Consider the following 25,728-nt stretch of genomic DNA (forward strand, 5'->3'; position numbering starts at 1 on the left):
GTGGCTCATCATCTGTCGTTTGGCCCCGAGGCACGCCACAGCGGGCACCTCGAAGGGCAGGTCGGGGTTCGGGGCCGCGTGCGGCGACTCTGAAGGCTCTGAGTCCTCAGATGCGTCGCGCGCGCTGACGCCGAACCGGTGTCCATTTCGGCGGCGCGCGCCCTAGGCGACGACGCCCAGGATGTCGGATTCCTTCATGATCAGGAGGTCCTGACCGTCGATCTTCACCTCGGTGCCGGACCACTTGCCGAACAGGACGCGGTCGCCGGCCTTGACGTCGAGGGCATTGATCTTGCCGGCCTCGTCGCGGGCACCCGGCCCGACGGCGACGACCTCCCCCTCCTGCGGCTTCTCCTTGACCGTGTCGGGGATGATGATGCCGCCCTTGGTCTTCTCCTCGCCCTCGATGCGGCGGAGCACCACGCGGTCGTGTAGCGGACGGAATTTCATTGCGAGATCCTGATCGTTCCCAAGCATGATCCAACCGGCATGGTTGGCGCGATCGCGGGAAGCGTGGCGGCGAAGACGGGAATCGCGGCCCGATCGGCGCATCATTAGCACTCGTCTGGGAGAAGTGCTAACTTTTTGCGTGGCCGCAGCCTGCCAGCCGGATCCGACGTCCAAGCCTTAGACGAGATCCGATCCCGGACGGCATGGTCAGGTCATGCGCCGAACCGGAACGTCGTCTGCGCGCAGAGCGGCAGGGGCTCGCGATCCCGACAGGTCGTCAGCGGTCGGATGTGCCCGCGGCCGCATGGCGAATGGAACCAGCAATGACATGAAACTCCGGGCGCCGGTTCGTGCTCTGTGTTTGCGATGCGCGATCGGATACAGTCAGTGTCGTCCGAGATATTATTACAAAAAAATCAATCATTGAGACGTATTGCATTCGGGCTTGATCGCCCCGGCTCGACCCCCGAAGCGCTCTCGTGCAACCAGTCTTCCGCTTGCTTGCCGGCCGACGGGGCCTTGGCGGCTCTCGGGGCAGGCTCGGATCGGGCCGTATCCGATGCGGTCGCGGGAAGCGCCGGGGGCGCTGGCGGCCTCACGCTCTGCGATCCGAAGCCATCGACGCACCGGCGGAGCGCGATCGGATCAGGCAATAGCGTGCAATCGTTCACGTTGACGGGGCCTTGAGCCGATGCCGGCGTGCACGCCAAGCACAGGACGGCCCAGAGATGACATCGCGATTTCATCCTCATCTCCCTGTCGGATTGACCTGCAGGATCTCGATGCTGCTCGGCTCACCGGCCTTCGGGTTGCGCTTGGCGGGGGGCACGCCCGGACCGGCCTGCGGGGCCGCGGGGGCGCTGACCCGTCCCGCATTGTCGGTCGGGCGCGGCAGCCAGCAGAGGCCGAGTCGCGCATACCCTGAGCATTGCCCGGGTCGCCGAGGCCGCCCACGTCAACGCCGAACGCGTCGCTGAACGCGTCGCTTCCTCGGATTCCGGTACCGCCGCGAACGCCCGCCATCACCGTGTCCCCGATTCCCCCGTCCTGCCCCGCCGGCCACGAAGGCGGGGGCGTTCACCGTCGGCACGATACCGAGCGCCTCCGATAGTGGACGCGGCAGGCCCGACATGGATTGGCTGAGCGTCCCAAACTGGCGGCTCATACGGCCCCAGAATGCGGGTGTGATTTTCGCGTGACAGGGCACCCAGGCCGGTCCGCCCGGATGCCATCACGAGACGCGGCGCGTGCAATCGATCAATGTCGAACGGCCGCAGCACGGCGGCGTCTGCGCCGAGGCCGGCCTCGTCCGTCGCGACCGGGCAGCCCGATCCCGTTCGGGCGGGATGCCATGTCCGGGAGAAGGTCGGCGGCCCGGCAGGCACTTGGGGATGGCTAAAGCCGTCGAGCCGCCGGGCCCGATCAGGCGGGTTCAATGGACGCCCTGTGTAGGCGCCCCAGAAAATATGTTCAGACCTGGCTCTAGACGTTCCACGAACGGGACTACATTCGGGGTAACAATAGAGAGCTCACTCGGCATATGGCATCCCGACGACCCTGCTGCGTCCATGTCAGGGATGCGGCGTCACCCGACCCGGGCTACGTCCGTGCCGCTCGCGTCGGCGTCAGGCCCTCGTAGCAATGGCCGCGCGCATGCTCGCGTTCACCGCCCCGCGCGAGGGCGGTGACGGCTTCGACGCGTACCATCGCCTGTACAGCGTCGGGGCCGATGTCGAGCGCACCGGCGGGCCTTTCCATGCCCGCGTCCACATCCGCCGCTTTCCGCGGATGGTGCTGTACGAGCGCGACCTCGGCGGCCTCCTGCACCGCCGCGATCCCCGCCGGGTGGGGCGGGACGGCTTCGACCACCTCGTGCTGCATCTCCTGCTGGACGGTGATCTCGCCGCTGGCCCCCCGGGGGCGGAGCACCGGTTGCGGCCCGGTGAGATCATGCTCGTCAATACCGCCCAACCGCACTGGACCCGTGTCGGCCGCGCTCGCCTCCTCTCCGTGGCACTCGCGCGCGAGATCGTGGAGCCGGCTGTCGGCGCGCTCGACGCCCTTCACGGTGCGGTGCTGCCCGGGGCCGCGGCCGGGCTGCTCAGGGATTTTCTCCTGTCGCTCGTGCGCCGTGCGGACAATCTGCCGGATGTCGCGGTCGAGGGGGCGGCCGACACCGCGACCGAACTGCTCGGCCTCGGGTTGAAAGCGGCCACGGCCGCGCCGGTGGCACGACGGGTGTCGGCAGCGGCGGCGCGGCCGCTGCGCCGCACCCGTGCCGAGGCGTATGTCGACACCCATCTGCTCGATCCCCGCCTGGACGCGGCGACGGTCGCCGCCGGCATCGGCACGTCCCGCAGCCGGCTGTACGAGGATTTCGCCGACGAGGGCGGCGTCGCCCGCTACGTGCAGCGCCGGCGCCTGGAGCGCCTCCGCGACGCCCTGCGCCGGCCCGGCGAAACCCGGTCCGCATCCACCCTCGCGTTCGCCTGCGGCTTCATCGACGAGAGCCACAGCAACCGCGCCTTCCGCGCCGCCTTCGGCGTCCCGCCGGGCCGCTACCGATCGATCGTCCACAGGGCGCGGCTCGACCGGTCCGACCACGGCCCGATCGAGTCCGTGTTCGAGCGCTGGATCAGCGAGCTGTACTGATGGGCGCGGATGGCGGCGCCGCCGCTCCGGGCCTGTCGGGCCGGTCACTCGTTCTGCTGCTCGCGGCGACACAGTTCCTGGCGTTCAGCGACCGCTTCCTGATCACCCTGGTGGCACAGCCGCTGAAGCTCGATCTCGCCCTGTCGGACACGCAGCTGGGCGTGCTGCAAGGCTCGGCATTCGCCGTGCTCAACGCCGCGGCGATGCCCTGGGCGGGGATCTGCGCCGACCGCGGGCACCGCCGCAGCCTGCTGCTGGCCAGCGTCCTCGTGTGGGGTTTGGCGACCCTGGCCTGCGGGCTGGCCGGCTCGTTCGCCGCCCTGGCCGTCGCCCGGGCATTGCTCGGCCTCGGGCAGGCCGCGATCGCGCCCGCCGCGCTGTCGCTGATGGCCTATCGCCTGCCGCCGGCCGGGATCGGCCGGGCGATCTCGCTCTTCACCGCCGGGGCGACGCTGGGGCGCAGCCTCGCGCTCCTGGGGGGTGGGGCCGCCCTCGCCTGGCTCACCGCGGCGGGCGGCCTGACCGTGCCCGGCTACGGCCCGGTCCGGCCGTGGCAGGCGCTGTTCGCACTGGCCTGCCTGCCGAACCTCGCGCTGCTGGTCGGGTTGCTGCGCGTCGTCGAGCCGCCGACGGCACCGGCCCGGACAGGGCGGCCCGCGCTCGCCTGGGTGCTGCGCCATCGCTCCGCCTACCTGCCGCATTTCGGCGCCGCAGCGGCGGCCGTACTGATCAGCCAGACCCTGACGGCGTGGGCACCGACCTTCTACGTGCGCGCGCACGGGCTCACCCCCGCGACGGGCGGCCTCTACCTCGGGATGGTGATCCTGGTGGCGGCGCCGCTCGGGCACATCGCCGGGGGGCGCTGGCTCGACCGGGCGCGGGCGCGCGGGCTTCGGGGCGCGGCCTCGCGCGCCCTCGCCCTCGGGCTGGCGCTGGCCTGCCCGAGCGCCGGGGTGATGGCCCTCGCGTCCGATCTGACAACGTCGCTGACCGGGTTCGCCGTCCTCGTGGCGGCACTCGGCGTCACGAGCCCGCCCGCCCTGGCGGGACTTCAGATCCTGACGCCCCGGGCGCTGCGCGGCCGGATGAGCGCCGTCTTCGTGGCGAGCGTGACGCTCGTCGCCTTCGGGGTCGGACCCGCGCTTGTCGGGGTGATCAACGACCGGGTCGTCGGACCGGAGAACGTCGGCGCGGCGATGTTTGCGGTGTTCAGCGCGACCGCGCTCGTCGGGATTGTCCTGGCTCTCTCGACGCGTACGCTTCGCTCGCCTCGATCCGCGGCACGTGCCAGCGCGGAATCTGCGCCCCCCTGAAGACCGCGCCGACGCCGGCCGCTTCCCGCAGGTGTGCCCGCCCAATCCCGTCGCGCCGTGCGACAGTGGCAGGCACCCGTCATGGGACCGATAGCGGCGACCGAGAGAAGAGCCGAGCGGATATGGAGCCGACTGAGCCGGATCGCAGGTGTCGCCGCCAGGGACTCAAGTTTTTTTGGCGCGCCCTACGGGAATCGAACCCGTGTTTTCGCCGTGAAAGGGCGTAGCCATTCCTCCAGGAACGTCCAACGATATCCAGCTAACCTGCTGATAGATCTCGCTTTCAGTTCGAACTAGCGTTTGGCCTGTCCAACTTTGTGTGGCATCATCCGAGCACGTCCACGGGACACTCGCGGGACACCATGGCTCGCAATGCACGTTCATCAAAGCTCGAAACACGCACCAGCCGTTTGCGTCTGCCAGTGGCCAAAAAGCCCGTTTTCGCCCGCGTCGCACCCGGTGTCTCGCTCGGCTACCGTCGTAACGAGACTGCCGGGACCTGGGTGCTGCGGGTCGCCGACGGGAAGGGCGGTTCCTGGACCAAGCGGATCGGGCAGGCCGACGACTTCGAGGATAGTAACGGCCGGAGCGTGCTCGACTTCTGGGAGGCGCAGCAGCAGGCGAAGGCGACAGCAGGCGGCAAGAAAGGGGAGGGGGCTCTGAAGGCGCCACTCACCGTGGAGGTCGCCGCTCGGGCCTATCTCACTGGGCTTGAGGCCCGAAACGAACGTACAGCTTACGACGCCCGCCGCCGCTTGGAACGCCTCTTCCTGCCGCGCTTCGGTTCGAGCCGCATCGAGGATCTAACGCGTCGCCAACTCGAAGCTTGGCGCGATAGCTTGGTGCGGGCCGGCGCCGATGCCGAGCAGCGTCGCCGGAGCCAGGACACTGCCAATAGAGTGCTTAGCATCGTCAAAGCGATGCTGAATCACGCAGTGGGTGACCCAACAAATGGTCTATCGAACGACAGCGCTTGGCGGCTTGTCCGCCCGTTCCAGCGGGTCGGCCGGGCACGCGAGGTCCACTTCACGTCCGCGGAGGTGCTGCGTCTCCTTGAGAGCTGCAACGATACGAGCTTCAGTGACCTGCTGACGGCAGGATTTCTGACGGGCGCGCGCTATGGCGAACTTGCCGCGTGTCAGGTCCGCCACTTCGACGCCGCGGGCGAAACGCTGTACGTACCAAGGGGCAAGACCGGAGCAAGGATCGTCATCTTGCAGCCTGAAGCTGTAGTGTTCTTCTCACGGCTGATGGTTGGCCGCGAGAAGGATGCTCCGTTGTTGCCTCGCGCCGACGGAGACGCTTGGGGTGCGAGCCATCAGATACGGCCAATGAAGAGGGCGTTGCTAGCCGCGAAGCTCGATCCATCGGGCACATTCTACGCGCTGCGACACTCCTACATCTCGCGTGCCGTTGAGGCAGGGGTACCGCTGAACGTGGTGGCGGAGAACTGCGGAACGAGTGTTCGGATGATCGAGACGACTTACGCAAAGGTGCTCGCCGCTAAACGGCGAGAATTCATTGCGAATGGCGCACCAAGACTGTTTTCAACTTAAGTTTTAATATTGTTATCCGACTCGATTTACCACACCCTATATACCGCTAAAATTTCGCGATGGCACTATTCATTATTCGACAATTACGTGTCGAATTATAGATCGGCTCAACAATTTGGGTTACAAGCGTGTGCCAAATTCAGCGATAGCTTGAATTCTGCAGCATCATTATCGAAGCCGAACCGCATTTGAATTTAATACGTGCTACCTGTCAGTGGAAGATGTACGAGCCAAACAGGGGTCCTCATGGCAAAGGCATTTTATCGATATGAGAAAATCGATTACATAATTAATGCGACTAATCCGCTATTCAACAATCAAACCCGGCAGATTATATTTGCCTCGAAAGGTGGAGGCTATAGTTCAGGAGAAGAAACGAACCTAGATCGTTGCATTGAAGACGGCATATTATATTTTATCGGCATCCAATCAGATCCGAAAGCAAGTGAAATCTATTGCGATTTGGTCCACGAAATCCTCGGGATCGAGCGCCTCACAATTATTCAGAATATTTCTGAAGAAAGCCAAAATAGAATTAAGGATTTTGTGGAAAATGCCTGGGGTCTTATGGGGCAATACGCGAGGATGAAATCAGGAGAAGTCCAGCAGATTTGGATGGAAGCAAGAATCAAGAACGAACAAGCGCGTGAAGCCAACACCATAGCTGAAATTCGAAAAACTTATGCGATATATGATTTACAAAGGTGGATGTCCATGGACTCGTGGACTGTCGCCGAGGCCGCAGCCCTTTCGATGCAAATTGAACCGGAATTTGCGTTAGATCTTCCATCAAATTTCGACGACGAGATAGAAGCTGATTTTTCCAAAGTTCTCGAATCACGTATCAAGGTAATTAATCGAGCTGTATCCGCCGGCACATTCCTAAACGACGCTATAATGCCGAAAAGCTTTGTAATCTGGTCAAAAAGCAAAGGCTGGGACTTCAATGAGCCGACAAAAGAAGCGAGCATGGATGCAATTCATACGAACACCAGGCACAAATTATACAGCATTCTCTTGAGTATGGCATTTGAGCGGTACAAACTTTATCCTGTTTATGATAAAAAACACAGAATGCGTGGTGACGTTCTGGGGATCGCGAGGGATTGTGAGATTTGCGGCTTTCCCGTTAGTGCAAAGACTATCCAAAAACACTTAGATTTAGCATTAGATTGGGCGCAAGAAGACTACGCAGACAGGCTCAAGTTAATAGCAAGTCGCAAGGCGCCATAATGTTGTTTTTCCAGTCAATTATTTAGATCTAGCTGTTTTAACCAGGGTTCGTGAAGGTTTAGGTGGTCGAATTTGGGGACTTAGAGCGTTGCCTGGGCAGTCATGCCGGTTGGTTCAGGCTGAGGGGCAGGACGTCTTTATCGTTAGAGCTGCGCCCGTTCGGTTCGCCAGGTGCTCTGATCTGATGGGTTGGTGGGTAGAGGAGCCTGCCAATGCCGTCATCCTTGTCGGTTGACCTGCGTGAGCGCGTTGCTGCCGCGGTGGCGGAGGGCGCCTCCCCACGCAGCGGCGGCCCGCTTTGGGGTGAGCGTGTCGAGCGTGAGCCGTTGGGCGGCGCGGGTCCGACAGGAGGGGCATGTCGCCCCGTGCGCAAGGAGGTGGCGACCAGCGCTCGCGGGCCATCGAGGCGCAGGCTGGGCTGATCCTGGCCACGCATGAGCGGCAACAGCAGCTGTTCCTGCACGAGTTGCGCGAGGCCTTGGCCGCGCACGGTTTGCAGACCAGCACGAGCGGACTGTCACGGTTCCTCGCCCGCCACGGCATCACCCGTAAAAAGGGGCTCTGTACGCGGCTGAGCAGGAGTGCGCGGATGTGAGAGGCGAGCGCCAAGCTTGGTTCGGCGCCATGCCCGATCTCGACCCCAACACGCTGGTGTTCATCGACGAGATCGCAGCTGCCACCGACATGATGCCTTCACCCACTTCACCGCAAACGAGTGCCGCAACTGTCTCACCGCAGCCGGTTACGAAGACGACTTGGCCGTCGCTACATGATCGGGCGCAACTCTAGAATCGTCAGCAAGCGAATATCCTAAACAAGGCGGAGCAGCCCAATCTTGGTGCGCGCTCGCTTAAGGCTTGGGGTGCGGATCAGAGAGCCTTTTGCCCAAAACCCGCTTTTCGATCTCGAGAATGAAACAGGAATTTTCCCATCAACCCGAGTTTTTTCCGATTTTATTGGCGCAAGACATTTCTCGTCTGCAACTGGACGAGAGGTTTTAATGAAGCATGCGAGCAACGAAACGAACGATCAATTGCTCCGGTTGAAGCAAGTGCTTCAGATCATCCCGATGTCTCGTTCCAAGCTTTACGCCGACATAAAAGCAAAACGCTTTCCCGCTCCTTGCAAGTTTGGGAGATTGAGTTTTTGGCATCGGGCAGAAGTGGTTGGAATAGTCAGGAGCCTTACCAAGGGCGGTTAGCTGAGACGCACAGGCATCAGCAACCCGCCAAAATCGCCCGGGGGGGGTCTTCGGTGGCGCAAAGTCGCGCTCTCCGAACTTCCTCCGGGCGATAGAAACCAACCTCATTCATCATTAAGCGTCGAGCTTGTTCGTCGTCAATGCCGACAAATGGGCGCCAACAAGCTCGGCCGAAAGGTCGGAAGAATGGAACAGAAAGAGAAGCCGAAATCTGCCCTCGATGTCGCTCGAGAAGCTCGAAAGAAACATGAATCGGTAGAAGGATCCTATCGCGATCAATTACACCTCGCCATCGCCGACATCGCTCGCAGTGCTAAGTTGTTTGACGGCGATGTACTCGGGTACCAGGCACTTCTGAAAGAGAAATTTTTCTTAGAGACGGAGAAAAAAACCGGCCGCAAGCGCGATACGTTGAACAAGTTCAACACTCTAGCGCGATATATTCTTAACGCAGACACCCGGGAGAAAGAACAGACTGTCAACGTGTATGCAAATGTTGCTCGATATTATTGCGACAATAGCATCTCACCTGATGAGATAGCTAAGCAAATCGACGAGGACGGAGGCGTCAAAGCGGTTGCGAAGCTCGCTACAAAGTCGAGGCCCTGAAAGCAGCGATCTTTGAAGATGAGACTTGGGGCGACCTTGTGGCATTAAAAATTTGGGTGAGTGAGAAGCACCTTGATAGAGCGATGAAGATCGAAAAAGGGCAGCAAGCAAAACTCAAGATCCAACGCGTTGAGGGTACCTCGGACTACAAAGAATTTGCCTGCAAAAAATTTGACTGCATTGGCTTAGATAGCGAGTAATTCAACAACGAAGGGCTCGGGCCTAACAAAGCTCGAGCCCTTCGGTCCCAAGATGGTTCGTCGAATAGTTCCAACTGCTCAAGAAACACATCTATTCAAACAACCTTATAGCACCTATCACCTCATCAATGCAGGCAACCTATGCTAGAATATGCCCATTTTCTATCACCTTCGCGCTCCTACAGGCCGCCGAAGCAGGTTTTTGAAATTCGACCCCCCAGACCTTACGACCCGCGATCACCTCTACCCACCATCGTCGATATGGCCACCTTCGCCGAGGTTCACCTGCGGGCTGACGATCGGATAAAGGACTACCTCGAATACCCGCGCAAGAACTACAAGCAGGTCGCCTGTCGCGATGCGCTCGACGAGCTTCAGCGGTCCAACGCGCACGCACTTTACGCCAACAACGCCTATTCGCGGATCGCCTTTGCCGAAATCGCCCTGAAGCACGTCGCTGCTGAGCCCGGCATCGCATATGGCCCGCGCTGCTTCGTGACGGTCACTCCCGCGCGTTACGCTTTTTCCCTCGAGGATCGGTTCGCGCCTAGCCGTGCACTGCGGTCGGATCGACGGTGCATGAGCGAGGCCGCCCACTTCAAGATCTATCACCTGCAGCAAGTGGCCCGGCAGGCTTTAGGCGACCTGCCCTTCATCGGCATGGTCGAGGTCGCGCTTTTTCCCCGTTGGTCCTCATCGGGCTGGGCCGTGTTCGACTCGGTGTCTTGGCACTGCCACCTGCTCGCCTGGGGGGCCACGCGTCAGGAGCTCGATGGTATCCTCCAGCCGCTCCGTGCCCGGCATGCCAGCATCAAGGAAGGCGTGACCTCGGTGCACGTTCAGGCGGTGCCTGACGACGACATCGTGCGCCAGTTCGTTTACGCGCTGAAGGCCCCACAGAAGGTCTACCGCACCGTCTTTTTGCGGACCGTTTCACGCGATCAGCCGCTGACCGGCTTCGACACCCGGGCGTGGCGGATCAAGAAGGATTGGCTACGTACCGGTCAGCGGGTTCGCCTGCTCGACGTCATGGCCGGCCGCACCCTCGACGGACTCCTCTTCGGCAACCGCGAGGGGACCGCGCTCGCTAATGCAATCCGGGATGAGGCGCTGAAGCAGTTTCGAGCCTGGAAACAGCGGCAGCCCTGGTCGCGGCGATGAAGGGTGGCGTGAGGTTGATAGCGCCGTCCTTATCACGATGTGCTCGCCATCGAGCGGTCCGAGATACGTGTTCGATGGATGAGAGGCACGGCCAGGGGTTTTACCTCAGCCCTTTGCTTCTCCCTCGCTACAGCAGGAATAGCTCTATTCGGCAAAGCTCAGCCGTTAAAAAACGAACCCCCGCTCGCTGCGACGACGAGCAACGCGGGGGTTCGTTAGATGATCATGAGTTAGAAGTTAAATTTTCCAGAGTCGTAATTTCGATCGAACCCATCACGTAAATGTGATCTAGCTCTTCTTGGACCTTATCGGTCAATCATGGACGAGTTTAAACAACCTAAATCTTGTTTGTAAATTTGACGCGGCAGAATTTTGGTTGCTTGTAGTGGCCTCCATCAACTGGAGACGAACTATGACTGACTTAAAATCATACATATCTCGCTACGAATCATTCGAAATTTGTCGCCGAGCAGCCAGCCGCACTATGGAGCGTTTAGAGAAAAACAGGGGCCGAGCCGCTCAAGGGATCCTCGAGCGTTTGAAACTCTGCCGAAAGGACAACCGATGCTTCTCTGGGGTTTGCCCGGTGTGCGCAAGGCGGTATCGGCTGCGGCTCCTCGCGCAAGCAGAGCATGTCCTTGGGGAGAATGATCCGTGGGTCCAATTGTGGTGGACTCCGCCCAGTGCATTAGTGGCAAAAGGCTTGCTCGTCGATTTTGATCTTGGAAGACTACTCGATCAGCAAAAGCAAGCTTTGCTCGAATCGATGCCCAATGCAATCGCAATCGGTGGCATCGATATTTCCTTAGGAACTAGAGGTAGCATCGCTGCAATATGGCGGGTTTCTAGTTGTGTGCTCGTTTCTGGTTCAATCAGTCAAGAGGCGTTCGACCGGCTCACCCATACGTTCCGACCCGGTAGCACCTCCTGTCATTCGTTCAGTATTGAACCGGTGCTAAATCAACCTCATATGCTTTCTTACGTCTTCAAGCACCGCATCTTCGCTCGAACTTACGACCAACATATGTCAGCCGAGAGACGGCCGAAATTCAATACCTTACATCCGTCTTTCGCCGACGAGGCGGATCTATTCCAAGAACGATGGCCCTTGTGGAACCGGTTACTCCTTCACAATGTGAGCTCGGGCAAGGATCCTCATCGGCCTACGTTGCGCCGGCTCATCTAACCGGAACGTGCCTGCACTTGGTGGGACTCAGCCCCGCCAAGTGCTTGACGCAAAAGTCCGATTTAGGAAATTTTGCCCTTGGCTTTGCCCCATCCGTGCGTTTGATACAGATCCATTCGAGTGCCCAATCGTAACTAGAAGAAGCTTCTTCGCTTTAGAGTGTTGGGCGCGAGGGCGTTGCGGCTTCTCACTCAGCGCGATTGCGCGCGAACCCTTTTTAGAACAAAATACGAACAGGCTGCCATGTGCAGCGGGCGCCTCCGCGGATAGCGAGATGTCACCTCCGAGTTCCAGCCGCACGCTGTTCTTCTTCGAGAAGCCCTCGGCCATGCGGCAGCTGCAGCGCTTTTTCCGCTCGCCGAACACCGTTTGCGTGGCCGCCGAGGGGCACCTGCTATCGGCCGAGGAGCCGGGTAGCATCCGGCCCGAGTGGAAGCTATGGCGCTTCGAGGCGCTGCCCATCAAGCTCGCCACGATCCCGGTCAGCTGCGGCACCAATCGGTCCGGCCAGTCGCACGAGCCGAAGATCGCCGCAATCCGACAGGCGCTGAGCGGCGTCGAGCGCGTGATCATCGCGACCGATCCCGGGCGAGAGGGCTCCATGATCGCCTGGGAGGTGCTGGAGCATCTGGGCTGGCGCGGCCGCGTCGACCGGCTCAAGCTCGGCGCGCTCGACGACGTCTCGATCCGGCGCGCCTTCGCAGCCCTGGCCAAGGAGCCGGGCTCAGGCGAGCGCGACTACGCCGCCTACCTTGAGGCACTCTGTAGGCAGTACGAGGATTACCACCTTGGCCTGAACGGCACGCGGGCCATCTCGCTGCGCCTGCGCCCGCCCGCCTTCCGGGAGCCCTGGCGCTTTGGCGGCGTGCAAACGCCGACCCTCGCCATCCTGGCCGACCTGGAGGAGCGGATCCGCTCCTTCGTGCCGCAGGACTTCTTCAAGGTCGCGCTGCACCTGACCACCCAGTCCGGTGCCGAACTGACCCTGTGGCACGCCCCGAAGGATCGGATCTTCGACCCGGCCGTCGCAGAGACGATCCGAACTGCCGCCGCAGCGTGGTCGGGCCCTCTGGCGGTCGAGCACAAGGACGTGCGCCGCACACCGCCCCGTCTGTTCTCGAAGGACACCTTGGCGCGGCGCTGCGCCAAGCGGTTCGGCTGGGATCCGCAGCACACGGCCGGGCTCGCCCAGGAGCTGTACGATCAGGGCTACTTCAGCTACCCGCGCACCGAGTCCGAGTACCTGCCGGAGGGGCAGGCGGGTGATGCCGCTGCGATCGTCACCGCCATCGCGACCGAGCTGACCGATGTGCGTGACGTCATCCCGGGAGGCGAGGCGCCCCTGATCCGACGCGGGGCGAAGGGCCACTACGTCAAGGACCCGGGCGAGCATCACGCCATCGTGCCCCTACGCAAGGTGCCGGAACGCGGCCGTCTCACCGCCGAGCAGTTCCGGTTGTGGGAGCTCGTCGCGAAAGCCTTTCTCGCCGCCCACTTGCCCGACGGCATCGACGCCCGCACGAGCGTTACCGCCGAGGTCGGAACGCCGCTGGGCGCGAAGCGGTTTGCCGTGTCGGGCAGCGTCATCCGCGCCCCGGGCTGGCGTGCGATCTACGGCAGCGAAGCCGAACTCGAAGCGGACGTCGTACCCGGCAAGGCCAAGCGAGAGGCCGAGGCCACGTCCGCGCGTCTGCCACTTGTGAACGACGGGGAGGGCGCATCGGCCACGGGCGCGGATGTCGCCACCGCGATGACCGAGCCGCCGCGACGCATCACTCGAGGCGAGCTGCCGGTGGTGATGGGTCGGCTGATCGACCAGGTCGATGATCCGGCGGTCAAGCGCGCCCTGGAGAACCCGGTCAACCCGAACGAGCCTAAGGGCCTCGGCACGGCCGCCACCCGCGACACGATCCTGCCCAAGCTCCTGAAGAGCCGCTACATCACCCTGGCCAACGGCAAAGACCCGGCCATCGAGGTGACCGAGGTCGGGCTGGCCTTCATGATTGCGGTGCGGCGTGTATTTCCGACCTACGGTGACCCGGTCGGACGCGCCCTGTTCGAGGCGGAACTGGCCGAGATCGGTCGTGCGGCCACGCGTGCCGTGGCCGTCGAGCGCGCGAACGCCTTCCGACAGCGCACGCGCGCGCGCCTCGATGAGCTGATCGCCGCGATCGCGAACTCGCCCGTCGTCAGCCTCGATCCGAGCCTGATCCCGCTCAGTCAGGCCGACAACCGGCCGCCGACGCCGGCCATGGTGTCGTTTGCGGTTAGCTTGGCGGAGAGAAGGGGTGTGAAGCTGCCGCGCGGCTGCAAGAGCAACATCAGCATGTGCCGGTCTTTTCTCGACACCCACGCCGGGCCACGCGTACCTCAGGATGGCGACGCCGACCGATCGGGCGACCACCGGACTCCGAGCGCGGCGATGCTCAAGTACGCACATAGCCTGGCCGAGCAGTGTGGCATCATCTGCCCGCGGGAGGCTGAGACCGGCTTTGACGCGTGCCGGCGCTTCCTCGACGCGCACGCCGTGCGGCCGCAGCGTGAAGCGGAGACGCCGAGTTCCGGCGCAGTCAAAGCCAGGGAGCCTGCCGGGCGCAGCAAGCGGCAAGGCAGGGCGGCACCGGCGCCGAGACAGGCAGCCACTCGACGTCCAGCCTGAGGGGACCGGCGGAAGGTCGATGCCTGAGCGCCGTCAGTCCTTCGGTGTTTTGGCGGGATCATCACCGCCCGGCTGGTCAGTGCCCTGACCCGGCCGTTCAGTCTTCTCGTATGGCCCGTCTGCTTGCGGGCGTCCTCGATCAGGTCTTCAGCCACGTCGCGGTCGCGCTCACGGTCCATCGGCTCATCTGCCTCGCCTGGCGGATCTCAAGGTGCGCCCGGCTCGATCGATAGAAGTGACGCTGATGCCGATTGGCTCCCATTGACGATCACGCCGCAATCAAGACCGCTCAGAGAGCCGACAAGCGGCCGTTCCTGACGACCAAAAAAGATCGGAGGCCGGCATCGCAGCGAATAGCAACCATTAGCTTCGCCCCATTGGCGTAGTACGCCCGGGTGGGCTCACCTTGACAAATAGGAATATAATCTGATAGCTGAGCTTGGGCCGCCGCTTCGTGGCCTTCGTTGAGGGCCGCCATGAGGCACCCACCACTAACCCTGAAGCCGAGCTGCCTAGCGCCACCGCCGGGCCTTCTGCATCGGCCTCAGCCATTCGCAACCATCCCGAGGGGGTCTCATCAGAGGCCCCCTTCGCATTTCTGGAGCATTCTATGACCGCAGCCACCGCTACGAAGCCGAAAGGCGCACTCCCCCCAGCAGAGAGCCCGCTCGCCAAGCCGGTACCGGCCCTCATCGTTTTCGGACTCGACAAGGGCGGCAAACCTCACGCGGCATGGTTTCCCACCCCGGATGTGAGCCTCGCTACGAAGGCTGCTGAGACGATAGGGTTCCGCGCACTCGTGTTGTGCGACGACGCTCAGCGCTCGGCCGCCGCTGAACTGCCTCGAGGCCGGGTCTTCAGTTCGGGCCGTGCCTTCGTGCCGTTCGTCGCCAAGGAGGTCTATGAGCGCCTGCAGACACTCGCCGACGGGTCGAGGGGTTCGACTACCAACGGCATCAAACTGATTGCTCACAGCTTTGAGAAGCCCGCTAACGGCGACGAGGGCTGCCCTGGCGGGTCGGGCCCCGTGGATCCTCGATATCCGCGCAGTTGGGCCGGCATCGCGATCGGCAGCTTGGTCCTAATCACCGAGGGCGAGGAGGACGGCTGGTATGAGGCGGTGGTGGTCGCCTCGAAGCCGGGCGGCGAGTTCACCCTACAATGGCGCGACTGGCCGGATCTGCCGCTGCTGATGCGCCAGCGCGATGAGATGGCCTTGCTGCATCCGAACGCGGCCGCGGCAGCCGAAGCTTGAACTCGACGCGAATGTGCAAACTGGCTGGCAAGGCACTCAAGCTTTGCCGGCCGACGAGCGTCGACGAAGCGGGGGTTTCTACGCTCAGAAGGCACCCGCGTCGGGCATGCGGACGGTTGCCATAGCTTCCCCGAAGCGGTTGTGTGCCGGGCACCGACAACGTTGGCTTAGGGTGGACTATGGAAGTCGAGGGGCTGCTTGCAAGCAGACATTCTGCGATGCGCCCAACCCGGACATCCTGCCGCAATGAAGTGCTTCCCAGAAGCGGACGTCTCGCTCGTCCGCGTGCACCTGCGCGTCAGCGTACCAGGCCCGCGCTCGACGACGCGCAGGCCGTCGGGGACGTCGGCACCACCTTCCTCTGCAGAGCCAGGCCGACACCGCTCAGCGTCAGGACAAAGGCGAGCATCTGTCGCGATCCGATCGTCTCATGGAGCACCAGCGCAGCCGCGGCCGTGCCGATAATCGGCACCAACAGCATGCCCGTGGTCGCCATGCCTGTCGGCAGCCGGCGTAGGGCGGCCTGCCAGCTGAGGTAGCAGAGTGCGAGCGGGCCGATCGCCATGTAGCTGATGCCGGCTAGGCTCGGCAGGCTCAGGCCCTTGATGTCGGACGCCTCGGTGAACAGGCTGATCAGCGTCATCGTAAGGCAGCCGAGCCCGACCTGCCACGCGGTGAGGGCGATCGGCGGTAAGCCGATCGGCCTTCGCTCAAGGATCGTTCCCAACGCAAACAGGATGGCCGCGGCCAGGGCGAGGGCGATGCCGGGCGCCTTCCGAAGGATCAGACCGGTTCCGGTGCCGTCGACGAGGACGCAGATACCGAGGATGCCGAGTGCGAGGGCCGCGAACCCGCGCTGGTCCGGACGCTCGCCGCGCAGAACCCAGGCGAGAAGCACGGCCCAGACCGGCATCGAGTACGCCAGGAGCGCCCCCTCCGGCACGGTGAGCCATCTCAGGGACAGACCGGTGAAACCCATCCAGGCGAAGACGTTGATCGCGGCGGCGAGACCGAGCCGTCCGAAAAGTGCGCGCGGCACCGTCAGGCGCTCACCGCGCCCGTAGGCGAGAAGGCCCAGTCCGGAGGCCGCGATGAGACCGGCGACGCCCCGCGCGAACAGCGGCGGCCAGTCTTGAGAGACCAGCTTGAGCACCGGCCAGTTGAGGCCCCAGCCCGTCGCGGTGGCGAGGAGGAAGAGCCGTCCGGCCTGCGTGCGTGTCACGCGAGGGAGTCGCACGAGATCCGGGCTCCCTACTTCCCCACGAAGGCCTTCTCGATCACGTAGTGGGCCGCCTCGCCGTGGTTGCCCTCCTCGTAGCCGCGGGAGGTCAGGAGCTCCCGGGTGTCGCGGATCATGTCGGGGCTGCCGCACAGCATGAAGCGGTCGTTCTCGATCGACATCTCCGGCAGGCCGGTATCCTCGAACAGCTTGCCCGAGACCATCAGGTCTGTGATCCGGCCGTGGTTGCGGAACGGCTCCCGGGTCACGGTCGGGTAGTAGACCAGCTGGTTCGAGATCATCTCGCCCAGGAATTCGTGCTTCGGCAGCGTCTCCGTGATGGTCTCGCCGTAGGCGAGTTCCTGCACCTGCCGGCAGCCATGGACCAGCACGACCTTCTCGAACCGGTCGTAGGTCTCCGGGTCCTTGATGATCGACAGGAACGGCGCCAGCCCCGTGCCGGTGCCTAGCAGGTAGAGGTGCCGGCCCGGCAGCAGGTTATCGAGCACCAGCGTGCCGGTGGGCTTCTTGCCGACGATGATCGGGTCGCCGACCTTGAGATGCTGGAGTTTTGAGGTCAGCGGCCCGTTCTGGACCTTGATCGAGAAGAACTCCAGCTCCTCCTCATAATTGGCCGAGACGACCGAATAGGCGCGCAGGAGCGGCCGCCCCTCGACCTCCAGGCCGATCATGGTGAACTCGCCGTTGCGGAAGCGGAACGCCGGATCGCGGGTCGTGCGGAACGAGAACAGGTTGTCGGTCCAGTGATGGACCGAGAGGACGCGCTCCTCATGAAACTTGCTCATGGCTTTTTCTTCCTGACTCAGGCGACCGCCGGATCCGCATTCCCGAACGCTTCGAGCAGCTTGCCGTCGCGGCCGTCCCACGCCGCCGCGTCGCCGGCCGGCTCGGTCTTCTCAGTGATGTTGGGCCAGAGGTCGGCGTACTTGGCGTTGAAAGCCTTCCAGCCTGCCGTTCCCGGCTCCTTATCGGCCTTAATGGCATCGGCCGGGCACTCCGGCTCGCACACGCCACAGTCGATGCACTCGTCCGGATTGATCACCAGCATGGTGTCACCGACGTAGAAGCAGTCGACCGGACAGACCTCGACGCAGTCGGTGTACTTGCAGCGAATGCAGTTCTCGGTGACGACGTAGGTCATGGCTTCACCCGTTAGCGCGGAGCTTAGAGCAGCGCGGCGAGATCCTGGCCCTCGACATCGATGGCCAGGCCCTTCATCGCATCGGCGCTGACCTCCCCGCCCATCGCGCGGATGCTCTCCTCGCGGATCAGCGACATCAGCCCCCGGCGCAGGCCAAGGAACTCGGAGGACAGGGTCAGGGCCGGCTGTCGCGGGCGGGGCAGCGGCACGACGATCTCGGCCTTGATGCTCCCGGGACGGGCGGTCATTACGTAGACGCGGTCGGAGAGGAAGATTGCCTCGTCGATGTCGTGGGTCACAAACAGCACCGAGATCTTCAGGCGCTGCCACATGTTGGTGAGGATCTGCTGCATGATCAGCCGGGTCTGCGCGTCGAGGGCGCCGAACGGCTCGTCGAGCAGGAGGATGCGCGGACCGGTGGCCAGTGCGCGCACGATGCCGACCCGCTGCTTCATCCCGCCGGACAGTCGGTCGGGGTAGTGGTTCTCGAACGGCGTGAGACCGGCGAGGCCGAGGAGCGTGCGGGCCTGACGCTCGCGCTCGCCCCGCCGAAGCCCTTTCATCTTCAGGCCAAACTCGACGTTTTCGCGCACCGTCTTCCACGGGAAGAGTGAGTACTGCTGGAAGATCATGCCCCGGTCCGCGCTCGGCCCCGAGATCGCCTCGCCGTCGACGGTCACCTGTCCCGACGATGGCGTGAGAAAACCGGCCAGGGCGTTGAGCAGCGTCGACTTTCCGCAACCGGATGGGCCAATGATCGATATGAACTCGCCGGGCTGCACCGTGAGTGACGTATTCGAGACGGCCTCGACGGCGCCTTCCATCGACTCGTACCGCAGGCAGAAGTCGCGGACCTCGATCAGGCCTCGGCTCGGCTCGGGCATGGCAGGCTCCTCGATTGATGGGGACGGGCATCCGCCTCGTGGGGCACCGCCCCGCGGAAGGCGGCGGGACCGTCGGGTGTCCTACCGGGAGGCGGCCCAGGGCATGACGAGGCGGCCGATGAGCCGGATCGCGAAGCTCGAGCCGAGCCCGAGCAGCCCGATCGTGATCATGCCGAGCGCGATGTCCGGGTACTGGACCAGGGAGTAGGCCTCCCAGGTGAAGTAGCCGATGCCGAACTGGCCGGAGATCATCTCGGCGGCGATCAGCGAGACCCAGGCCACGCCCATGCCGACCGTCAGCCCGGTGAAGATCTGCGGCAACGAGGCTGGCAGGTAGACCTCGCGGAACACCGCTACTTCCCTGGCTCCGAGACACCGGGCGGCACGCACCAGCACCGGGTCGACCTGCACCATGCCCTGGAGGGTGTTGATCAGGATCGGGAAGAACGAGCCGAGGAAGGTGATGAAGATGATTGATCCCTCGTTCGTCGGCCAGAGCATGATCGCCATCGGAACCCAGGCGATGGCCGGGATCGGCCGCAGCACCTCGCAGATCGGGAAGGCAATCTCGCGCAGGAGGTGATAGCGGCCCATGAGGAGACCGAGCGGGACTGCGACACCGCCGGCCAGGAGAAAGCCAAACAGGATCCGGCGGCAGGAGATGAGCACGTGGTCGCCGAAGACCGGGTTGTGCAGAGCGATCACCGCCCGGCCCACGACGTCCATCGGCGTGGGTATGTTCAGGAACCGCACGTAGAGGGTGACGCGGTTGGCAGTCAGATACTGCCAGAGGGCGACGAACAGGATGAGCGACGCGAGCCCGATCAGCGCGGCGCGGAACTCACCATGGTGCAGGCGAAGCCAGCGGCGGGTGCGGCCGGTTGTGGGTTGGGCAGACGCGGACGGCGGCGCGAGGGTCGCCGTTCGCGGCGGCTCGGGCTCGGCGGTGGACCGGAGGGCGACAGCTTCCATGAGGGTTTAGCCTCCCGTCACAGCGGCCTTGAGGGCCTCGTCGTAGGGCATCACCTTGCCGCCGCCCTGAGCCGCGGTTTCGGCATCCTGCTTCAGCAGGAAGGGCGCGATGCCGCCCTTGCTGTCGACCACGTAGAAGGCCTCGCGGGCGAACAGCTTGATGCCGCGGGCGGTGTCGAAGACGTAGGCGACGTCGACCGGCTGCCCCTTGGTCTTCATCTCGTTCAGCGCGCCGAGCGTGCAGGCGGTGGTGGAATAGGGCTGTATCGCGCCGCCTTTCACCCAGATCTCGCCGGCCTTACGCGGCTCGGTGATCGTCTTCTTGCAAAACGTGTCCTCGCCGCTCACCTCGTAGTTGGTGGTGCTCGCGCGCTGCTGCTCGTAGTCGAGACCGCGCTCGGCGAAGACCTGGCGCAGATACGCGTCGTCGACCCACGGACCGACGTCGAACGCCTTGATCCGGTCGAGCTTCTGCAGAACCTTCACGTCCTCGCGTGCGGCGTCGATCAGCTGCGGCTTGATCGTGGGATCGATGGTCATGATGCCACCGGGCCCGAGGAAGATGTAGACCACCTCCTTGTCGGTGCCGGTCCACGTCGCGATCTGCTCGGCGGCGCGCTTCGGGTCTGCCTTGACCCAGGCGTCGGCGTCGAGCACCGCCTTGACGTAGGCCTCGACGATTTCGGGGTATTGCTTGGCGAAATCGGTGCGCACGACGACACCGTGCCAGGTCGGCAGCTTGGTCTCGACACCGTCGAACACCTTACGGGCGAAGCCGCGGAACGGCAGCAGCTCGGCGAAGGGGACGAAATCGGCGTGCGCGTCGATCTTCTTCTCCTGAAGGTTGGTCGAACCGACCTCCGGGCTCTGGCTCACCAGGCGGAAGTAGGTGGCCGGGTAGCCCTTGTCCTGCAGCGCCTTCAGAACCATTCCGTGGGCAGCTGAGCCGAAGGGCACGCTGACAACCTTTCCCTTCAGGTCCTCGAAGGAGAAGTATTCGGAGTCCTTGTTGACGACGATGCCATTGCCGGAACCGTAGAGGTTGTACGCCGCGACCGCGATCAGCTGCGACTTGCTCTCGGGATTGTCTTGGAAGGTGGCGCCGTTGACGACCAACGGGTAATCGCCCATGGCGCCGAACTGAAGCTTGCCGGCCATCATGCCGTTTGTGACCGGCGGCCCAGAGGTGAAGTTCTGCCAGTCGAGCTGGATGGTCTTGTCGGCGTACTTCCCGGTCCTGGGCAGGTACTTCTCGAGCAGCTTGAGCTGTCGGATAACCACCCCCACGGTCGCGGTGTTGGTCGTCGTGTCCTGCGTGCCAATGCCGACAGTCAGGGTCTCTGCGCGGGCCGGCGTACCGATCCCGGTGCCGGTGATTGCGAGAAGTGCGAGAGCGGATACCGATCCGAGCCCGGGGAACCGTCTTGCCATCGCCCGCTCCGTCATGTCGGTCCGATGCCGCAAGGACATCGCGGGCATGATCGGACCCGGCGACGAGTTCGATCAAACACTGAGAGCGCGCGCAGGTCGATTAGTTGCGCAAAAAGGTTGTGTCGGCCCGGATGTGCTGTCGATTTGAGCGGGAAGCTTCAGATTTAAGCGCATTCCTCGCCGCCACGCAGCTGCGCTAGGATCTCAGGGCGCAGCACGACGATCTGCATGCGCCGTGTCGCGACGACCCCTTGCTCCGAAAGGCGCTTCAGGCTGATCGTTACCCATTGCCGGGTGGCGCCGACCATATGGGCGAGGTCGGCGTGGGTAAAGGTCGCCGCGATTACGGTCCCGTCCTCCTCCGGCACGCCGTAGAGATCGCACAGGTGCAGGATGAGATGGGCGAGACGCTCCGTGATCGAGCGAGTCCCGAGCATCTGGGCTAGGGTCGAGTAGCAGCGGCCCTTGAAGGTCAGGCCGTCGATGACCCCGATCGCCAGCGTCGGGATCTGCGTCACGAGCTGCTTGAGCGCCTTGCCCGGCAGGTGCAGCACACTGGAATTGCTCGCCGCCATGCCCGACCACTTGTGAAGGCCGGTGCCAAACACGTCGGGCCCGCCGACGAAGTTGCCGGGGTACCAGTAAGCCAGCGTGATCTCGCGACCGGAAGGCGCCGCGTAGAAGACCCGGATGCGGCCGCTCTCGACGATCCAGATCCCGTCGTTCGGCGTCTCCTGCGTGAACAGGGTCGCGCCGCGGTAGAGCACACGGCGTCGCCCCTTCTCCACGACGAGGGCAAGCTCGCGTTCGGTCAATCCGTCGAGCAGCGAGCGCTGGCCGGCGCCAGTCCTGGGTGCCGCATCGGACAGCAGAAGGGCGTTCGCTTGGGTGTGCAGCCCCGCCGGGGCCTGAGACGGGCGTATCGGCGCCGTGGTCTGCATTGCCATCTCCTGCGTCTTGCAGGGATGTCGCCGCAAACCCTGTACCAGCTCTAAACTGTCCCAGCTCGCATGTGGCATCCGGCTGCCGGCGAGCCGTCTGTGGACGCGATACGGCGCCCCCCCGGATGGGAGAGGTGCCGCATCGAACCGACGTCAGTTGGATCAGTCAGGGGCGTCCCTGGCAGCGCCCGATGGCCCATTGGATGAGCTTGCGGACGTCGGGATCGGGATCGTTGGAGGACGCCTCAAGGGCAGCGAGACCGCGTGGGTCGGCGATCTCGCCGAGGGCCGCGGCGGATTCCTTGCGCAGGTTACTCACCTCCGAAGCCAATGCGCCCCCCAGAACGTCGACGGCGGCCGAGGCTTTGATCCGGCCCAGAGCGTTGGCGGCTTTGATACGGACCTGCCAGACGGGATCATCCATCGCCGTGATCAGGGGGGGCGTCGCCTCGGGCAGCCGGATTTTGGCGCACGAGACCGCTGCCTCCTCGCGCACCTGCCAGTTGTCGTCAGACAGGCCGGCGATCAACGTGGAGACGCCCGGGCCGCCGGGGCGCAGGAAGACCAGCGCCGCCATCGTCGCGCGCCGGACGGTCGGGTCGGGATCGCCGGCGGTGGCGATCAGCGCGGGCAGCGCCTCCTCGGCCTTGAGGTAGCCGATGACGCCGAGGCCCTCGCGGCGAACCTCGGGCGCCGAACTCTGGAGCGCCTTCAATGCGGCCGACAGGGCGTCCGGCAGGACGAGCTCGCGCAGCGCCCGCAGGGCGGACGCCTGCACGAAGGGGTCGGCGTGTTCGGCGCGCTCGATCAGCAGTGGGCCGCAGGTCGGCTCCTTCTTCTCGGCGAGGGTGTCGGCGGCGGTGCGCCGCACGGCCTCGTCGGCGTCTTCCAGGGAGCGCACCAGGCCCTCGACGACGTCCGCGCCGTCGTGCTCGTCCAGGGCCCTGGCGGCGGCCGCACGAACGGTGGCGTCCGGGTCGCCGAGACCCTTCAGGAGCAGGATTTTCGCCTCGGGGCCGACAGCCTCGGCGAGCTCCATCATCGCGACGCGCCGGACGACCGCATCGGCGCTGGCGCAGCGCTCGGCCACGTCATCCAGGTCGTCGTCGAAGGAATCGAATACGGGGCTCATGGTCGGCCTCAGCGCAGCAGGTACGGGATGTTGACCTTGACTGCGTTCGTCGGGCAGTCGACCTCGCACGGCATGCAGTACCAGCACTCGTCGTACTTCATGTAGGCCTTCTGCCGCGTCTCATCGATCGCGAGGATGTCGAGCGGGCAGACGTCGACGCAGACGCGGCAGCCCTTCTCGGCGATGCACTTCTCGTCGTCGATGACGACCGCGGCGCTGCTGGCCTGATTAATGATCGGCATGGATCGATCTCCGGTTCGTGGGGGGCTATTCGGCAGCGGCTGGCGTCTTGATACGGAGCTGGTGGTAGGCGCTCATCTCCTCGGCGGCGACCGGCACGATGAACGGGTCGACCGCGCGCTTGGCGTGGGCCATCTGGCCCTGACCATCCTTGAACAGCACGGTGTGGCAATTCCAGTTCGCGTCGTCGGTCTCGGGGTGATCGACGCGCAGGTGATAGAAGCCCCACCGGCTCTCGGTGCGGTAGAGCGAGGCCGCGGCCGCCATGTCGGCGCAGTCGAGGATCGTCTGCATCTCCAGCGCCCGGTGCAGCTCGTGCGGGTCGCGGGCGCAAAGCAGGTCGAGGTCCTCGCGGATCTCGGCGAAGCGGCGCTGTCCGAGTTCCATCTTGGCCGTCACCTTCGGCGGCTCGAGGTAGTCGTTGACCAGGCGGCGCGTCTTGAACTCCATCTCATGCGGGGTGAGGCCATCGTCGCGCCGGGTCGGCGCCAGGACCCGTTCGCGCTCGGCAGCGATATCGGCCTCGTCGTGGTCCGCCAGCGCGTTCGCCGAGCAGTACGCGGCAGCATCGGCGCCGGCGATGCCGCCGTTCACGAAGGCACCAAGCATGTAGTTGTGCGGCACGCTCGCCATGTCGCCGACGGCGTAGAGGCCCGGGACCGTGGTGCGGGCAAATTCGTCGACGAAGACGCCAGAGGCCGAGTGGCCGGAGCAGAAGCCGATCTCGGAGATGTGCATTTCCACGGGGCGCCTCCGGTAATTGGTGCCGCGCCGCTCGTGGAAGCGCCCGCGTGAGGGCCGCTCGTTCGAGTGCAGGATGGTTTCGATCTCCGAGATCGTCTCCTCGCGCAGATGGTCCATCTTGAGGAAGACCGGGCCATTGCCCCCCTGCAGCTCACGCCAGAACTCCAGCATCATCTGGCCCGACCAGTAATCGCACTCGATGAAGCGCTCACCGCGATTGTTCGCCGTGTATCCGCCGAACGGGCCGGTGACGTAGGCGCAGGACGGCCCGTTATAGTCCTTGATCAGCGGGTTGATCTGGTAGCATTCGAGGTTCGCGAGCTGCGCGCCCGCATGGTAGGCCATCGCGTAGCCGTCGCCGCAATTGGCCGCGTTCTCGTAGGTGCCGAACAGGTAGCCCGAGGCAGGCAGGCCGAGTCGCCCGGCCGCTCCGCAGGCGAGGATCACCGCCTTGGCCTTCACCACGAGGAACTCGGAGGTGCGCGTGTTGACGCCGATGGCGCCGGCGATCCGACCGTCCGGACCCTTGAGCAGCCGGGTCGCCATGTAGCGGTTGGTGACGCCGACCTGAAGGCGGCGGAGCTGCCGGTAGAGGACCTTCTTGACGTTGTGCCCCTCGGGCATCGGCAGCACGTAGGTCCCCATGTGGTGGACCTTGCGCATGTTGTACTCGCCCGACCCGTCCTTCTCGAACTTGACTCCGAGCTTGTCGAGGTATTGGATCATCGGGAAGGAGCCCTGCGCGTAGGCCATCACCGCCTTCTGGTTGACGATGCCGTCGTTGGCGACGGTGATCTCCTTCACGTACTGCTCGGGCGTGGCGTAGCCCGGCACGACGGCGTTGTTGAGTCCGTCCATGCCCATGCTGATCGCGCCCGAGCGCTTGACGTTCGCCTTCTCCATCAGGACGACGCGGAGCTTTGGGTCGGCCTCCTTGGCCTTGATGGCGGCCATCGGGCCGCCGGTGCCGCCGCCGATTACCAGGATGTCGGTCTCGAGGATCTCGGTCTTCGTCGAGGATTCGAAGGCGCTCATGGTAAGGTCTCGCGTCAGCGGAGTGGCGGCGCTCGTGCGATCGCCGAGGAATCGGATCGGGGGTTCAGGCGGCCTGCGCCGCGGCTCGCGGGCTGTCGTCGGCCTCGGCCGCGAGGGCACGCAGGTAAGCCCAGGGGAAGATCCCGCGGGCGTGACCGTCGGTGAACGCGATATGGACGGCATAGCCGCCGATGGGTTCGACGCGGGTGACCGCGATGTCGGGGAAGGCGTCGGGGAAGCGGTCCGCGGCCCGATCGCGGGTGCACCACGCGCACCGGCAACGAAGACGCAGATGCTCAGCGGGCAGCGTCGCGGTCAGTCCGTCATGCCAAATCAGTCTGAGCGCGGTCCCGCCGCGTGAGAGGGTCGCGGCGTTGGGGATCGCCTCGGGATCGAACGGAGGCGGGCTCGGAAGCTCGATCGCGCGGTTTGCCATACGCTCCTCCTCTGATGCCTTCGTCACAGAAGCCCAGGAGCGGTTGGTCCGACAGCA

The 25,728-nt window shown here is 64.1% G+C and carries 21 protein-coding genes and 1 pseudogene; 10 read left to right on the forward strand and 12 right to left on the reverse strand.

Annotation, left to right across the window (positions count from 1 at the left end):
• Positions 1 to 162 precede the first annotated feature (162 nt).
• Positions 163 to 450, reverse strand: a complete 288-nt coding sequence (gene groES, locus AC3IF3_RS23195) for a co-chaperone GroES (protein ID WP_243920647.1) — start codon at positions 448 to 450, stop codon at positions 163 to 165.
• A 1,653-nt stretch (positions 451 to 2,103) separates the two neighbouring features.
• Here groES and AC3IF3_RS23200 point away from each other — a divergent pair.
• From AC3IF3_RS23200 to AC3IF3_RS23245, 10 genes and pseudogenes are all read left to right on the forward strand, one after another.
• A complete protein-coding gene (locus tag AC3IF3_RS23200; protein WP_489230496.1) occupies positions 2,104 to 3,102 on the forward strand; it encodes a helix-turn-helix domain-containing protein in 999 nt (332 codons plus the stop codon).
• A complete protein-coding gene (locus AC3IF3_RS23205) occupies positions 3,102 to 4,415 on the forward strand; it encodes an MFS transporter (RefSeq protein ID WP_489230497.1) in 1,314 nt (437 codons plus the stop codon). The genes AC3IF3_RS23200 and AC3IF3_RS23205 overlap by 1 nt, the downstream gene beginning before the upstream one ends.
• Positions 4,416 to 4,777: 362 nt before the next feature.
• Positions 4,778 to 5,971, forward strand: coding sequence for a tyrosine-type recombinase/integrase (locus AC3IF3_RS23210; protein WP_489218425.1), 1,194 nt, complete (start codon positions 4,778 to 4,780; stop codon positions 5,969 to 5,971).
• 246 nt (positions 5,972 to 6,217) lie between these two features.
• Positions 6,218 to 7,204: a hypothetical protein gene (locus tag AC3IF3_RS23215; protein WP_489230498.1), complete on the forward strand. Its 987-nt coding sequence runs from the start codon at positions 6,218 to 6,220 to the stop codon at positions 7,202 to 7,204.
• Positions 7,205 to 7,416: 212 nt separating this feature from the next.
• Positions 7,417 to 7,891, forward strand: a pseudogene (locus AC3IF3_RS23220) (helix-turn-helix domain-containing protein); the annotation flags it as partial.
• A 151-nt stretch (positions 7,892 to 8,042) separates the two neighbouring features.
• A complete protein-coding gene (locus AC3IF3_RS23225) occupies positions 8,043 to 8,405 on the forward strand; it encodes a helix-turn-helix transcriptional regulator (protein WP_489220397.1) in 363 nt (120 codons plus the stop codon).
• 186 nt (positions 8,406 to 8,591) lie between these two features.
• Complete coding sequence (locus tag AC3IF3_RS23230) at positions 8,592 to 9,014, forward strand: hypothetical protein (protein WP_489230500.1); 423 nt, start codon at positions 8,592 to 8,594, stop codon at positions 9,012 to 9,014.
• A 461-nt stretch (positions 9,015 to 9,475) separates the two neighbouring features.
• Positions 9,476 to 10,375: a hypothetical protein gene (locus AC3IF3_RS23235; protein ID WP_489218429.1), complete on the forward strand. Its 900-nt coding sequence runs from the start codon at positions 9,476 to 9,478 to the stop codon at positions 10,373 to 10,375.
• A gap of 1,460 nt (positions 10,376 to 11,835) precedes the next feature.
• Positions 11,836 to 14,220 carry a type IA DNA topoisomerase gene (locus tag AC3IF3_RS23240; RefSeq protein WP_489218430.1) on the forward strand — a complete coding sequence of 795 codons (2,385 nt, stop codon included), beginning with the start codon at positions 11,836 to 11,838 and terminating at the stop codon, positions 14,218 to 14,220.
• A 610-nt stretch (positions 14,221 to 14,830) separates the two neighbouring features.
• Entirely contained in the window at positions 14,831 to 15,475 is a 645-nt protein-coding gene (locus AC3IF3_RS23245; protein ID WP_489230501.1) for a hypothetical protein, read from the forward strand.
• Between the two features lie 298 nt (positions 15,476 to 15,773).
• On the opposite strand, the gene AC3IF3_RS23250 is transcribed toward AC3IF3_RS23245, so the two are convergent.
• The 11 genes from AC3IF3_RS23250 to AC3IF3_RS23300 form a co-directional block, all read right to left on the reverse strand.
• Positions 15,774 to 16,697: a DMT family transporter gene (locus tag AC3IF3_RS23250; protein WP_489218432.1), complete on the reverse strand. Its 924-nt coding sequence runs from the start codon at positions 16,695 to 16,697 to the stop codon at positions 15,774 to 15,776.
• Between the two features lie 29 nt (positions 16,698 to 16,726).
• On the reverse strand, positions 16,727 to 17,500 hold the full coding sequence (locus tag AC3IF3_RS23255; RefSeq protein WP_489218433.1) for a ferredoxin--NADP reductase: 774 nt from the start codon (positions 17,498 to 17,500) through the stop codon (positions 16,727 to 16,729).
• A gap of 17 nt (positions 17,501 to 17,517) precedes the next feature.
• A complete protein-coding gene (gene fdxA / locus AC3IF3_RS23260; protein WP_489218434.1) occupies positions 17,518 to 17,856 on the reverse strand; it encodes a ferredoxin FdxA in 339 nt (112 codons plus the stop codon).
• 23 nt (positions 17,857 to 17,879) lie between these two features.
• Positions 17,880 to 18,740 carry an ABC transporter ATP-binding protein gene (locus AC3IF3_RS23265; protein ID WP_489218435.1) on the reverse strand — a complete coding sequence of 287 codons (861 nt, stop codon included), beginning with the start codon at positions 18,738 to 18,740 and terminating at the stop codon, positions 17,880 to 17,882.
• Between the two features lie 81 nt (positions 18,741 to 18,821).
• Positions 18,822 to 19,712, reverse strand: coding sequence for an ABC transporter permease (locus tag AC3IF3_RS23270; protein WP_489218436.1), 891 nt, complete (start codon positions 19,710 to 19,712; stop codon positions 18,822 to 18,824).
• Between the two features lie 6 nt (positions 19,713 to 19,718).
• Positions 19,719 to 21,143 (reverse strand): ABC transporter substrate-binding protein, encoded by a 1,425-nt coding sequence (locus tag AC3IF3_RS23275; protein ID WP_489231357.1) that lies wholly within the window; start codon positions 21,141 to 21,143, stop codon positions 19,719 to 19,721.
• Between the two features lie 164 nt (positions 21,144 to 21,307).
• Positions 21,308 to 22,084 (reverse strand): Crp/Fnr family transcriptional regulator, encoded by a 777-nt coding sequence (locus tag AC3IF3_RS23280; protein WP_489230502.1) that lies wholly within the window; start codon positions 22,082 to 22,084, stop codon positions 21,308 to 21,310.
• A 166-nt stretch (positions 22,085 to 22,250) separates the two neighbouring features.
• Positions 22,251 to 23,216: a HEAT repeat domain-containing protein gene (locus tag AC3IF3_RS23285; protein ID WP_489218438.1), complete on the reverse strand. Its 966-nt coding sequence runs from the start codon at positions 23,214 to 23,216 to the stop codon at positions 22,251 to 22,253.
• Positions 23,217 to 23,224: 8 nt separating this feature from the next.
• Positions 23,225 to 23,458, reverse strand: a complete 234-nt coding sequence (locus AC3IF3_RS23290; RefSeq protein WP_149312599.1) for a 4Fe-4S dicluster domain-containing protein — start codon at positions 23,456 to 23,458, stop codon at positions 23,225 to 23,227.
• A 25-nt stretch (positions 23,459 to 23,483) separates the two neighbouring features.
• Positions 23,484 to 25,235, reverse strand: a complete 1,752-nt coding sequence (locus AC3IF3_RS23295) for a fumarate reductase/succinate dehydrogenase flavoprotein subunit (protein ID WP_243999554.1) — start codon at positions 25,233 to 25,235, stop codon at positions 23,484 to 23,486.
• A gap of 64 nt (positions 25,236 to 25,299) precedes the next feature.
• Complete coding sequence (locus AC3IF3_RS23300) at positions 25,300 to 25,671, reverse strand: DUF971 domain-containing protein (protein WP_243999556.1); 372 nt, start codon at positions 25,669 to 25,671, stop codon at positions 25,300 to 25,302.
• Positions 25,672 to 25,728 lie beyond the last annotated feature (57 nt).

The organism is Methylobacterium sp. J-118 (assembly GCF_057836565.1).